The organism is Pseudomonas sp. PGPR N4 (assembly GCF_059693665.1).
On record NZ_JCAUKV010000004.1, the window covers coordinates 1 to 11,781 of the forward strand.

Annotated in this window: 14 protein-coding genes; 9 read left to right on the forward strand and 5 right to left on the reverse strand. The window is 61.5% G+C overall.

What is annotated here, in order from left to right; all coding sequences use genetic code 11:
* Positions 1-295: 295 nt before the first annotated feature.
* Positions 296-1,495 carry a tyrosine--tRNA ligase gene (gene tyrS / locus AC58X1_RS16750; RefSeq protein ID WP_101322357.1) on the reverse strand — a complete coding sequence of 400 codons (1,200 nt, stop codon included), beginning with the start codon at positions 1,493-1,495 and terminating at the stop codon, positions 296-298.
* Positions 1,496-1,718: 223 nt separating this feature from the next.
* Here tyrS and AC58X1_RS16755 point away from each other — a divergent pair, with 223 nt between their 5' ends.
* Together AC58X1_RS16755 and AC58X1_RS16760 are read left to right on the forward strand one after the other, a co-directional pair.
* Positions 1,719-3,128: a peptidoglycan DD-metalloendopeptidase family protein gene (locus tag AC58X1_RS16755; protein WP_150571184.1), complete on the forward strand. Its 1,410-nt coding sequence runs from the start codon at positions 1,719-1,721 to the stop codon at positions 3,126-3,128.
* A gap of 3 nt (positions 3,129-3,131) precedes the next feature.
* A complete protein-coding gene (locus tag AC58X1_RS16760) occupies positions 3,132-4,223 on the forward strand; it encodes an anhydro-N-acetylmuramic acid kinase (RefSeq protein WP_259077220.1) in 1,092 nt (363 codons plus the stop codon).
* 60 nt (positions 4,224-4,283) lie between these two features.
* Here the strand turns inward: AC58X1_RS16760 and erpA are convergent, their stop codons facing one another.
* A complete protein-coding gene (gene erpA / locus AC58X1_RS16765) occupies positions 4,284-4,634 on the reverse strand; it encodes an iron-sulfur cluster insertion protein ErpA (RefSeq protein ID WP_101322360.1) in 351 nt (116 codons plus the stop codon).
* A gap of 133 nt (positions 4,635-4,767) precedes the next feature.
* On the reverse strand, positions 4,768-5,802 hold the full coding sequence (gene argC, locus AC58X1_RS16770; RefSeq protein WP_101322361.1) for an N-acetyl-gamma-glutamyl-phosphate reductase: 1,035 nt from the start codon (positions 5,800-5,802) through the stop codon (positions 4,768-4,770).
* Positions 5,803-5,944: 142 nt separating this feature from the next.
* On the opposite strand from argC, the gene hemJ reads away from it, so the two are divergent.
* The 6 genes from hemJ to AC58X1_RS16800 all read left to right on the forward strand — a co-directional run bounded on the left by hemJ (position 5,945) and on the right by AC58X1_RS16800 (position 9,846).
* Positions 5,945-6,370, forward strand: a complete 426-nt coding sequence (hemJ, locus tag AC58X1_RS16775; RefSeq protein ID WP_101322362.1) for a protoporphyrinogen oxidase HemJ — start codon at positions 5,945-5,947, stop codon at positions 6,368-6,370.
* An 86-nt stretch (positions 6,371-6,456) separates the two neighbouring features.
* Positions 6,457-7,239, forward strand: coding sequence for an SDR family NAD(P)-dependent oxidoreductase (locus AC58X1_RS16780; RefSeq protein WP_101322363.1), 783 nt, complete (start codon positions 6,457-6,459; stop codon positions 7,237-7,239).
* A gap of 63 nt (positions 7,240-7,302) precedes the next feature.
* A complete protein-coding gene (locus AC58X1_RS16785) occupies positions 7,303-7,641 on the forward strand; it encodes a histidine triad nucleotide-binding protein (protein ID WP_101322364.1) in 339 nt (112 codons plus the stop codon).
* Between the two features lie 66 nt (positions 7,642-7,707).
* Positions 7,708-8,355 (forward strand): 2-polyprenyl-3-methyl-6-methoxy-1,4-benzoquinone monooxygenase, encoded by a 648-nt coding sequence (coq7, locus tag AC58X1_RS16790; protein WP_101322365.1) that lies wholly within the window; start codon positions 7,708-7,710, stop codon positions 8,353-8,355.
* Between the two features lie 10 nt (positions 8,356-8,365).
* The gene (locus AC58X1_RS16795) at positions 8,366-9,406 is read left to right on the forward strand and encodes a DUF2157 domain-containing protein (RefSeq protein ID WP_497429186.1); all 1,041 of its coding nucleotides are present in this window, start codon (positions 8,366-8,368) and stop codon (positions 9,404-9,406) included.
* Between the two features lie 47 nt (positions 9,407-9,453).
* The gene (locus AC58X1_RS16800; RefSeq protein ID WP_312389804.1) at positions 9,454-9,846 is read left to right on the forward strand and encodes a hypothetical protein; all 393 of its coding nucleotides are present in this window, start codon (positions 9,454-9,456) and stop codon (positions 9,844-9,846) included.
* On the opposite strand, the gene AC58X1_RS16805 is transcribed toward AC58X1_RS16800, so the two are convergent.
* Positions 9,812-10,234, reverse strand: coding sequence for an OsmC family protein (locus tag AC58X1_RS16805; RefSeq protein ID WP_101322368.1), 423 nt, complete (start codon positions 10,232-10,234; stop codon positions 9,812-9,814). The genes AC58X1_RS16800 and AC58X1_RS16805 overlap by 35 nt on opposite strands.
* A gap of 186 nt (positions 10,235-10,420) precedes the next feature.
* On the opposite strand from AC58X1_RS16805, the gene crp reads away from it, so the two are divergent.
* Entirely contained in the window at positions 10,421-11,065 is a 645-nt protein-coding gene (gene crp, locus AC58X1_RS16810; RefSeq protein WP_101322369.1) for a cAMP-activated global transcriptional regulator CRP, read from the forward strand.
* On the opposite strand, the gene AC58X1_RS16815 is transcribed toward crp, so the two are convergent.
* On the reverse strand, positions 11,062-11,766 hold the full coding sequence (locus tag AC58X1_RS16815) for a lipoate--protein ligase family protein (RefSeq protein WP_101323126.1): 705 nt from the start codon (positions 11,764-11,766) through the stop codon (positions 11,062-11,064). The genes crp and AC58X1_RS16815 overlap by 4 nt on opposite strands.
* Positions 11,767-11,781 lie beyond the last annotated feature (15 nt).

Genomic DNA, 11,781 nt, shown 5'->3' on the forward strand with positions numbered 1-11,781 from the left:
CTCGTAGCGGGAGGCGAATTCTACAGCGTTACAACCTGCTGTCAACTGCCTTTTTCACCGCTGGCGATCTTTCGATCGAAGCCCTTGCAGCACCTCTGAAACTTCTAACTCATTGAATCTCAAGGAGTTTTCCGCTCCAACTACGCTGGAAGTGGGGCGCATTATAAGCGCTTACAGAGAGCCGTCAACCTTTAATTTCAGCTCTTTGCATTTGGCCCTCACAAACAAAAGCGGGGAGGCCTTTCGGCCTCCCCGCTCTCTCTATACAGCCAAGCACTCTATATAGAAGCAAACATCACTCTGCTTTCAGCGAAACCCGCGCAAAGGCTTTCTTGCCTGCCTGACACACATGGGTCGCACCCAAGGCAAACACAAAGCTGCGATCAACCACTTCGCCATCAACCTTCACGCTACCCGCAGCCAGCAAGTCCCGCGCTGCAGCCGAGTTCTTCACCAGGCCAGCCTTGTTCAGGATTGCAGCAATCGGCATCGACTCGACAGCGGCGACCGTCACCTCAGGGATGTCCTCTGGCAGCTCACCATCCTTCATCCGATTACCAGCAGCGCGGTGCGCATTGGCCGCAGCCTCTTCACCATGGAAGCGAGCGACGATTTCTTCCGCCAGCTTGATCTTGATGTCGCGCGGGTTGGCGCCCTGCTCGACATCGGCGCGGAACTGCTCGATCTCTTCCATGGAGCGGAAGCTCAGCAGCTCGAAGTAACGCCACATCAGCGAATCCGGGATCGACACCAGCTTGCTGTACATCACCCCCGGAGCTTCCTGGATACCGACATAGTTACCCAGCGACTTGGACATCTTCTTGACGCCGTCCAGGCCCTCGAGCAGCGGCATGGTAACGATGCTCTGTGCTTCCTGGCCGTAGGCACGCTGCAGCTCACGCCCCATCAGCAGGTTGAACTTCTGATCGGTACCGCCCAGCTCGACGTCGGACTTCAGCGCGACCGAGTCGTAGCCCTGCACCAGCGGGTAGAGGAATTCGTGGATCGCGATCGGCTGGTTGCTGGTGTAACGCTTGTCGAAGTCGTCACGCTCGAGCATCCGCGCCACGGTGTACTGCGACGACAGGCGAATGAAATCGGCGGGGCTCAGCTGGTCCATCCAGGTGGAGTTGAACGCGACTTCGGTCTTGGCCGGGTCGAGAATCTTGAACACCTGCTGTTTGTAGGTCTCGGCATTGTCGAGGACCTGCTCGCGGGTCAGCGGCGGGCGGGTGGTGCTCTTGCCGCTTGGATCACCGATCATGCCGGTGAAATCGCCGATCAGGAAGATCACCTGATGCCCCAGCTCCTGGAACTGGCGCAGCTTGTTGATCAGGACCGTGTGCCCCAGGTGCAGATCCGGCGCGGTCGGGTCAAAGCCCGCCTTGATACGCAGCGGCTGACCGCGCTTGAGCTTTTCGACCAGCTCCGACTCGACCAATACCTCTTCCGCACCGCGCTTGATAAGCGCCAGCTGCTCTTCAACCGACTTCATAGAAAACCCGCAAGGCTCAGATTCAAAGGCAGCCAACCATACAAGATCGGCCATCAAATACAAGTTTGGCAACGAGATGTGACCCGAACGGGCGCTGTTGACGTCTATGCGCCCTTGCGCGAAACTGCTTTTGGTTATATTTTATACAGTTATTTCATCTTCATCATGTCATTCATCTTTTCTATTTCACTTTTTTCATTCACCTTTTCAAAGTCACCTTCCTATGCCTAAAGAAACGCCTAAAGCGCCGCCGCTTTATCCGAAAAGCCATCTGGTGGCCGCGAGCGGCATTGCCGCCCTCCTCAGCCTGGCCTTGCTGGTATTCCCTTCAAGCGAAGTCGAAGCCAAGAAAACCACCCTCAATCTCGAGCTGGAAACACCCGCCGAGCAGCTCAAAGACGAAGCCAACGCAGCCCCCATGCTGCAGGCACCTGCCGAGCAAGCCTCGCCATTTGCCCAGATCGACAACGCCGCTACCCCGGCCGAGAACACCGCCAAGACCGAAGCACCGGTTGAAGCACCCAAGGCGCCAGGCCATCGTGAAGTGACCGTCGCCCGCGGCGACACCCTTTCGACCCTGTTCGCCAAGGTCGGCCTGCCGTCCAACGTGGTCCACGACGTGCTCGCCAGCGGCAAGCAAGCCAAGCAGTTCAGCCAGCTCAAGCATGGCCAGGTACTGCAGTTCGAGCTGGATAAAGACGGCCAGTTGACCACCCTGCACAGCAAGGTCAGCAACCTCGAAACCATTCGCCTGAGCAAGACCGACAAGGGTTACAGCTTCGAGCGCGAAGTCAGCAAACCGGTGGTGCGCACTGCCTATGCCCACGGCGTGATCAAGAGCTCGCTGTCGGCCTCGGCCCAGCGTGCCGGGCTGTCGCACAGCATGACCATGGACATGGCCCGTGTACTGGGCTACGACATCGACTTCGCACAGGACATCCGCCCTGGTGACGAATTCGACGTGGTCTACGAGCAGAAGGTCATGGACGGCAAGGTGGTCGGCACCGGCAATATCCTCTCGGCCCGCTTCACCAACCGCGGCAAGACCTACACCGCAGTGCGCTACACCAACAAACAAGGCAACACCAACTACTACACCGCTGACGGCAACAGCCTGCGCAAGGCGTTCATCCGTACTCCGGTGGATTTCGCCCGCATCAGCTCGCGCTTCTCCAATGGCCGCAAGCATCCAATCCTGAACAAGATTCGCGCACACAAGGGTGTCGACTACGCGGCCCCTCGCGGTACGCCGATCAAGGCTGCAGGCGATGGTCGTGTCGAACTGGCAGGCCGTCGTGGTGGTTACGGCAACACTGTAATCATTGCCCACGGCAACCGTTACAAGACCCTCTACGGCCACATGCAAGGCTTCGCCAAAGGCGTCAAGACCGGCAGCACGGTCAAGCAAGGGCAGATCATCGGCTATATCGGTACTACCGGCCTGTCGACCGGCCCACACTTGCACTACGAGTTCCAGGTAGGTGGTGTCCACGTCGATCCGCTGAGCCAGAAGGTGCCGATGGCTGATCCGATCGCCAAGTCCGAGCGCCAGCGCTTCCTCCAGCAAAGTCAGCCATTGGTTGCCCGCATGGACCAGGAAAAGGCCACCCTGCTCGCCGCGAACAAGCGCTGAGTCATGGCGCTCTATCTGGGAGTGATGTCCGGGACCAGCCTCGACGGCCTGGACATCGCCTTGATCGAACAGGGTGAGCAGCTGCGGCTGCTTGCCACCCACTACACCCCGATGCCCACCGATCTGCGCCAGCAGTTGCTGAGCCTGTGCGCCAGCGGCCCTGATGAAATAGCCCGCGCCTGCCTGGCCGAGAACAGCTGGGCCACCCTCGCCGCCGAGGGCATCGCGCAACTGCTGGCCACACAAGGCCTGCAAGCTGATGACATTCGCGCTATCGGCAGCCACGGCCAGACCATCCGTCACGAGCCTGCACGCGGCTTCACCGTGCAGATTGGCAACCCGGCGTTACTGGCCGAGCTGACCGAGATTTGCGTAGTAGCAGACTTTCGTCGGCGCGATGTTGCCGCCGGCGGTCAGGGCGCGCCACTGGTGCCGGCCTTCCATGAATCGTTGTTCGGCCACCTTGGTCAGCGCCTGGCAGTACTCAATGTCGGCGGTTTCAGCAACCTCAGCCTGATCGAGCAGACCACGCCAGTGCACGGCTTCGACTGCGGCCCCGGCAACGTGCTGATGGATGCCTGGATCGAGCACAAGCGCGGCCAGGCATATGACGCTGATGGCAATTGGGCGGCAAGCGGCGTGATCATTGAGCCACTGCTGAAACGCCTGTTGAGTGACCCGTTCTTCGCCGGCAGCGGCCCGAAAAGCACCGGTCGCGAGGTATTCAACTTGCCCTGGCTGCAAGCCCATCTGGCAGCATTGCCCGCCTGCCGCGACGAAGACGTGCAGGCCACGCTGCTCGAGCTGACTGCCCGCAGCATCATCGACTCGCTGAGCAATGCCCAAACCGCCACCGAGGCCCTGCTGGTGTGTGGCGGTGGTGCGCGCAATGGCGCCTTGATGCAGCGCTTGGCGCAGCTGTTGCCAGACGCTGAGGTCGCCAGTACCGCAGCCTATGGCGTCGATCCGGACTGGGTCGAGGCAATGGCCTTCGCCTGGCTGGCGCATTGCTGCCTGCAGGGCATCCCCGCCAATCGCCCCAGCGTTACCGCCGCCAAGGGCTTGCGCGTGCTCGGCGCTGTCTACCCCGCTTAACGCCCCCGCAGAATGCAAAACGCCGCGCAATTGCGCGGCGTTTTGCCAATCAGCCCTGCTTCAGATCGAGAATGAAGAACCGCAGCCACAAGTGGTGGTGGCGTTAGGGTTCTTAATCACGAAACGCGAGCCTTCCAGACCTTCCTGGTAATCGACTTCGGCGCCAGCCAGGTATTGGTAGCTCATTGGATCGACCACCAGCGCAACGCCTTCGCGCTCGACGATGGTGTCGTCGTCAGCCACTTCTTCATCGAAGGTGAAGCCGTACTGGAAGCCCGAACAGCCGCCGCCCGTCACGAACACGCGCAACTTCAGGCGAGCATTGCCCTCTTCGCTGACCAGGTTCTTCACCTTGCTTGCAGCACCTTGGGTGAACTGCAAAGCCGTGGGGGTGAAGGATTCGACGCTCATGTTGACTCTCCCGGCGCAGTGCCGCCATAAAACTCGATGGCGGCTATTATCCGCTTCTCCGAGAAAAATGGTCAACAATACGTAAGCAGCAGGCGACCCGCCTTACGCCGCAGCACAAGGCGGGTCACCGCGATCAAGGTAGCAAGCCGGCGTGGGACAAGCCCATGCGCTCGTCCAGGCCGAACAGGATGTTGAGGTTCTGGACCGCCTGCCCTGATGCGCCCTTGACCAGGTTGTCGATTACCGACAGCACCACCACCAAGTCACCACCCTGCGGCCGGTGTACGGCGATACGGCAGACGTTGGCGCCGCGCACACTGCGGGTTTCCGGGTGGCTACCAGCCGGCATTACATCGACGAACGGTTCATCGGCGTAGCGTTTTTCGAACAAGGCCTGCAGGTCGACCGACTTGTCGACGACATTTGCGTACAGCGTGGCGTGAATACCGCGGATCATCGGTGTCAGGTGCGGGACGAAGGTCAGGCCGATGTCCTGGCCAGCAGCCAGACGCAGGCCCTGGCTGATTTCCGGCAGGTGACGATGCCCTTTGACCGCATAGGCCTTCATGCTTTCGCCCGATTCGCAGAACAGCGAACCGACCGCAGCCCCACGCCCCGCACCACTGACCCCGGACTTGCAGTCGGCGATCAAGCGCGATGGATCGGCCAGGCCAGCTTCGAGCAACGGCAACAAGCCAAGCTGGGTAGCGGTTGGATAGCAGCCCGGCACAGCGATCAGACGTGCCTGACGGATCTTCTCGCGGTTCACCTCAGGCAAACCATAGACCGCATCCTTGAGCAGCTCCGGCGCACCGTGCGGCTGGCCGTACCACTTGCCCCACTCGACCGCATCCTGCAGGCGGAAGTCAGCCGACAGGTCGATAACTCGGGTACCGGCCGCCAGCAACTCGCCAGCCAGGGCGTGGGCAACGCCGTGCGGGGTGGCAAAGAACACCACGTCACAGGCCGCCAGGGCCTTGCTGTCGGGTACGCTGAAGGCCAGGCCGTCGTAATGACCACGCAGGTTCGGGTACATATCGGCCACTGCTACACCGGCTTCCGAGCGCGAGGTGATGACCGCGACTTCGGCCTGAGGATGCTGCGCCAGCAGACGCAACAGTTCGACCCCGGTGTAACCCGTGCCGCCGACGATACCGACCTTGATCATAACGCTTGCCCCTTATCAACGATGCGACTGGAAAGCGCACGATGATAGGGCTGCCAGCCGTCTGTAACAACTCTTGGGATGCGCCGGCAGGTGCTTCACCACTACTATCCGACCACCGTGAAAACCTGAAGGAACACCCTCCATGCTTTACCTATGGATCAAAGCGCTGCACATCGTCAGCGTGGTCTGCTGGTTCGCCGGCCTGTTTTACCTGCCACGGCTGTTCGTCTATCACGCGCAAAGCGAGGACAGCACCAGCCAGGAGCGTTTCACCGTGATGGAACGCAAGCTGTATCGCGGCATCATGAACCCGGCGATGATCGCCACCTTCGTGTTCGGCATCTGGATGCTCTACCTGACCCCAGGCTGGCTCAGCCAGGGCTGGATGCATGCCAAGCTGACGCTGGTAATCCTGCTGACCGGCTACCATCACATGTGCGGCGCTCAGCGCAAACGCTTCGCGGCCGGCACCAACAAGCGCAGCCATGTGTTCTACCGCTGGTTCAACGAGGTACCGGTACTGCTGCTGTTGGCGATTGTCATTCTGGTGGTGGTCAAACCGTTCTGACCCGCTGGGGCGCTGTAGCAAAAGGCAACACCTCTGTTGGCCACGCTGTACACTAGCGCCCCTTTCCGTCGCCCCAGGAGCCGCGCATGACCCGTTACGCCATGATCACCGGTGCTTCCAGCGGCTTGGGCCTGGCCCTGGCGGAAGCCCTGGCGCGGCGTGGCCGTAGCCTGATCCTGGTGGCGCGCCATCGCGAAACCCTCGAACCGCTGGCAATCGAGCTGGCTCAGCGCTTTGGCGTCGAGGTGCTGCTGCGTGCCTGCGACCTCAGCCAGCCGCTGCGCCTGTCGGGCTTTGTGCTTGAGCTGGAAGAAGGCGAGCGGCGCATTGACCTGCTGGTCAACTGCGCCGGACAACGCACGTATGGCCCGTTTCTGGCCCACGAGTGGGCTGACGAACAAGACCTGCTCGAGGTCAACATCCTCGCCCTGACCCGCCTGTGCCACGCCATTGGCAACCTGATGGCGATCCAGGGCGGCGGGCAGATTCTCAACGTTGCTTCGCTGGCAGCTGTGGCCCCCGGCCCGTGGATGGCCTGCTATGCCGCGAGCAAGGCGTATGTGCTGAGCTTTTCCGAAGCCCTGCGCGAAGAGCTTGGCCGTACCGGCATCAAGGTCTCGGTGCTGTGTCCAGGCCCAGTACGCTCGGCACTGCGCAAGATCCCCAGGCTGGACAACGGCCAGCGCTGCCTGAGCGCCGAAGAAGTGGCGTTGTATACCGTCCGTGCACTGGACAAGAACCGCCCGCTGATCATGCCCGGTCGGCGTAATCGCTGGCTGGCGAGGCTGCCACGCCTCCTGCCGCGTTGGTTGACGCGCAAGCTGGCCGGCTTGATCAATCGCCGTTACTGCCCGCTGGAAGCGCAATAGCACTGTGCGCGCAGCGCCGTGCTGGGTACACTCAGCTCGGACCCTGACCATGGAGCAAGTGCTGTGGAGACTCTCTTCACCAAGATCATCAACCGGGAAATCCCGGCCAAGATCATCTACGAGGATGACCAGGTTCTGGCCTTCCACGATATCGCCCCGCAGGCGCCGGTACATTTTCTGGTTATCCCGAAAAAGCCGATCCGCACCCTCAACGACCTGACCGAAGATGACAAGGCCGTCGCCGGCCATATCCTCTTCACCGCGCAGCGTCTGGCCAAGGAGCTGGGTTGCGAGGACGGTTTCCGCGTAGTCATGAACTGCAACGAACTGGGCGGCCAGACGGTCTACCATATTCACATGCACGTGCTCGGCCAGCGCCAGATGCACTGGCCACCGGGCTGATCCAAGGCAAGCCCCGGCCAGGGGTTTGCGGTAAACTGTCGGGCATCACTCTTGCGGAGGTGCCCGATGGCTACCGAACGTCACTATTCGCCGCTCGACCGCTTGTTGCTGCAGGCCGATACCGCCATGCGCACCTTGCTCCCTTTCAGCGGCCAACCTGCCCGCCCTTCTCCTGCAATCATCCAGCCCGACGCTGACCTGGACGACGCGCAAACGCGCCATGTCGCCGGTTTGATGCGCATCAACCACACGGGTGAAGTCTGCGCCCAGGCGTTGTACCAGGGGCAATCGCTGACCGCCCGCCTGCCTCAGGTGCGCAAGGCGATGGAACATGCAGCCGAAGAAGAGATCGACCACCTGGCCTGGTGCGAGCAGCGTATTCGCCAACTCGGCAGCCATCCCAGTGTGCTCAACCCATTGTTCTACGGCATGTCGTTCGGCATCGGCGCAATCGCCGGGCTGGTCAGCGACAAGGTCAGCCTTGGCTTCGTTGCGGCAACCGAGCATCAGGTCTGCAAGCATCTGGATGAACACCTCGAGCAGTTGCCCAGCGAAGATGAAAAATCCCGAGCCATTCTCGAGCAGATGCGGGTCGATGAAGAGCACCATGCCGACGCGGCACTGGAAGCCGGCGGCTATCGCTTCCCGGCGCCCGTGCGCTTTGGCATGAGCCTGATGGCCAAGGTCATGACCAAAAGCACCTACCGTATCTAGGAATACACAGATGACCGAACGTTTCGATGCCAAGGAGCTGGCGCGTGCGGTCGACGCCGGTATTCTGCAACCCGGCCAGGATCAGGCGCTGCTGAGTTTTCTGCGGCGCCAGCCAGTAGTCCAGGCAAGCTTCCAACTGGCACATGTCGCGTTCTACCTCGGCGGCCTGCTGATCATGGCCGCCATGGGCTGGCTGCTGACCGAGGCCTGGATGAGCATCGGTGATTCTGCACTGCTGGCTATCGCCCTGCTGTATATCGCCGTATTGACCATATCAGCCCTGGCCCTGCAACGGCGCCAGCAGCTTGTGCCTGCCGGCGTGCTCGGCGCAGTGGCGGTGAGCATTGTGCCGCTGAGTGTGTTTGCTCTCCAGCGCTTGCTGGGCTGGTGGCCGCTGGACGACACTCAGGTCGACTTCCATCAGTACTACACCAACGTGCAAGCCGGCTGGCTGCTGATGGAGGCGGCGACGGTGCTCGCCGGCCTGCTGATGCTGCGCCTGATCGCCTTCCCGTTCATCGTCATGCCGATCGCCGTGGCGCTGTGGTTCATGTCGATGGACCTGACCGAGTGGATATACGGCGCGCCGTTCAGCTGGGAGCAGCGGCGCCTGGTCTCGGTCTGGTTCGGCCTGGGCGTGCTGCTGCTGAGCATGGTGGTCGATGGACGCACGCGCAAGGACTACGCCTTCTGGGGTTACCTGGCTGGCCTGGCAGCGTTCTGGGGTGGGTTGACCCTGCTCGACAGCGGCAGCGAATGGGGCAAAGCCATGTATGGCTTGATCAACCTGGGCCTGATGGGCCTGGCGGTGCTGCTGCGACGGCCGATCTTCATGGTGTTCGGCGCCATGGGCGTGGCGGCCTACCTGGGCTACCTGTCCTATCAGGTGTTTGCCGACTCGCTGTTGTTCCCGCTGCTGCTGACCTTGATCGGCCTCGGCGTGATCGGTCTGGGCCTTGTCTACCAAAAGCATCGTGCAAAGCTCAGTGCCAGCTTGCGCGGCAACTTGCCCGAACGCCTGCTCACGCTGTTACCCGGGCTGCGCCGATAATGTCGAGAGTTGCCCGGCGCCTGCTGCAAAGTCTGGGCTTGCCGTTGATGGCCTACCTGTTCATATGCCTGATGACCGCGCAAATCCGGCAAGCGAGCTTCAGTCTCACGCTACCCAGCCTGGGCGAACCCGACAGCAACAGTGCACTTGAACTGCTGCTGTTGAGCCTGCCGGGACAGTTACTGTTTGTGCTGGCGGGCTGCTTTACTCACAGACGCCGACTGCTGATTGGCGTCTTCTTGCTGGCGGCCAGCATCACGGCACTGTTGCAGTGCCTGGTGTTTGCCCAATGCTTCGGCACCACGTGGAGCACCGCCGAGACTTTCATCCTGCTGGCCAGCAATGCACCAGCACTGCTGCTGGCGCTGGTGCCCGGGCTGGCCTTGCTCTACAACACGGAACAACTCAGCCGAGTTCGACGATCTCATAGCTGTGGGTGATTTCCACACCTGCGCGGCCGAGCATGATCGACGCCGAGCAGTACTTCTCTGCTGACAGCTCGACAGCGCGCTTGACCTGCGCTTCCTTGAGGCCGCGACCCTTGACCACGAAGTTGAGGTGGATCTTGGTGAACACCTTCGGATCTTCGTCAGCGCGCTCGGCTTCGAGGAATGCTTCGCAGCTCTCCACTGCCTGGCGCGATTTCTTCAGAATGCTGACCACGTCGAAGTTGCTGCAGCCACCGAGGCCGAGCAGGAGCATCTCCATCGGCCGCACGCCAAGGTTGCGCCCACCGGCTTCGGGCGGACCGTCCATGACCACGACATGGCCGCTACCCGATTCACCGAGGAACATGGCTTCACCGGCCCATTGGATGCGTGCCTTCATGCTTGTCGACTCCAGATACGTAGAAAGGGTGCCAGCTTAAGCCTTGTGAGCCCGTCGGAAAAGCTCAACTCAACACGCATCGCTGCCGATACACTGGGCAGCGCCTGATAAGCTGGCGCCAAATGACTGGCGCGGCCTGCCAGCCGATCCGAAAAGCCTCTGTATCGCATCGAACAGGATGTCCTGATGGTTGTGTCCGCCCTCTCCGCCAAGATCAAGAACATCGACAAGTTGCTGGTGCACTGCCAGCGCCGCCGGTTTGCCGCCAAGAGCGATATCCTTTGTGCCGGCGACCGGGCTGAGACCTTGTCGTTCATCATCAAAGGTTCGGTCACCGTGATCATCGAAGATGACGAGGACCGCGAGATGATCATTGCCTACCTCAACGATGGCGACTTCTTTGGTGAGCTGGGCTTGTTCGAGCCAGTCGGCAAGGAGCAGTATCGCAGCGCCTGGGTGCGGGCCAAGACCGAATGCGAAGTGGCCGAGATCAGCTACGAGAAATTCCGCGAGGTCGCCCGCCTCGACCCTGAGATTCTCTACGCCTTGGGCAGCCAGATGGCCCAGCGCCTGCGCAACACCACGCGCAAGGTCGGCGACCTGGCGTTCTTCGATGTCACCGGGCGCGTCGCCCGCTGCCTGCTCGACTTGTGCAAGCAGCCCGATGCCATGACTCATCCGGACGGCATGCAGATCAAGATCACCCGCCAGGAGATCGGGCGGATTGTGGGTTGTTCACGGGAGATGGTCGGCCGCGTCCTCAAGGATCTGGAGGAGCGCAGCCTGGTTCAGGTCAAGGGTAAAACCATGGTGGTCTACGGTACCCGTTAATCCTTGGGCAAACCTGCGATCACCTCAGCATAGGCGGCGGACAGGCGCTCGAACCAGGGCACTGCCGGCGCCACTTCATGCAGGGCGATATGACTGTCGGCGCGGCAGTGCTGATCAATGCCGCAGCACTGGTTGAAGCGGTTGACCGCCGCCACCATCGACTCGCGCTGGTCATCCAGCAGCAGGGCGCCATGCACCAGCACTACCGGGCGCTTGCCGCCCAGGCCCTGGCGCCAGCGCTGAGCAGTGCCGACCAGCTTGCGCCCGTTGAGGTTGACGTTGTAACGGCCATCGCAAAACGCGCCATCGATCTCGCCCAGCGAAGCCACCCCGCCCCATTCGCGCAGAACCTCACACAGCGGCTGACACAAACGCTCGTAGGCGTTCTCGATACGGCCATGGTCGCCTTCGCTACGCGGGGCAACATACACCAGCGCGACGTTGACCGTTGCATGCGATTGCGGCACCGGTTCGCCGCCAGTCTCGCGTAGCAGCACCGGCCACCCGGCAATGGCCAGTTCGGCGCAGGCAACTTCAAAGTTCTCTTGTCGGCTCAGCCGCCGCGGCATCACCAGCGCCTGATCGGTCGGGCGCCAGAACAGCACGCCGGCCTCGGCATCGCCGCGGCACACGGCGGCGAGCAGGTCCTGCTCGGCTTGCAGGCCCTGCGCGACGGTCAGGGCCAGAGGTTGTTCGCTCATCAGGATGCCACCTTT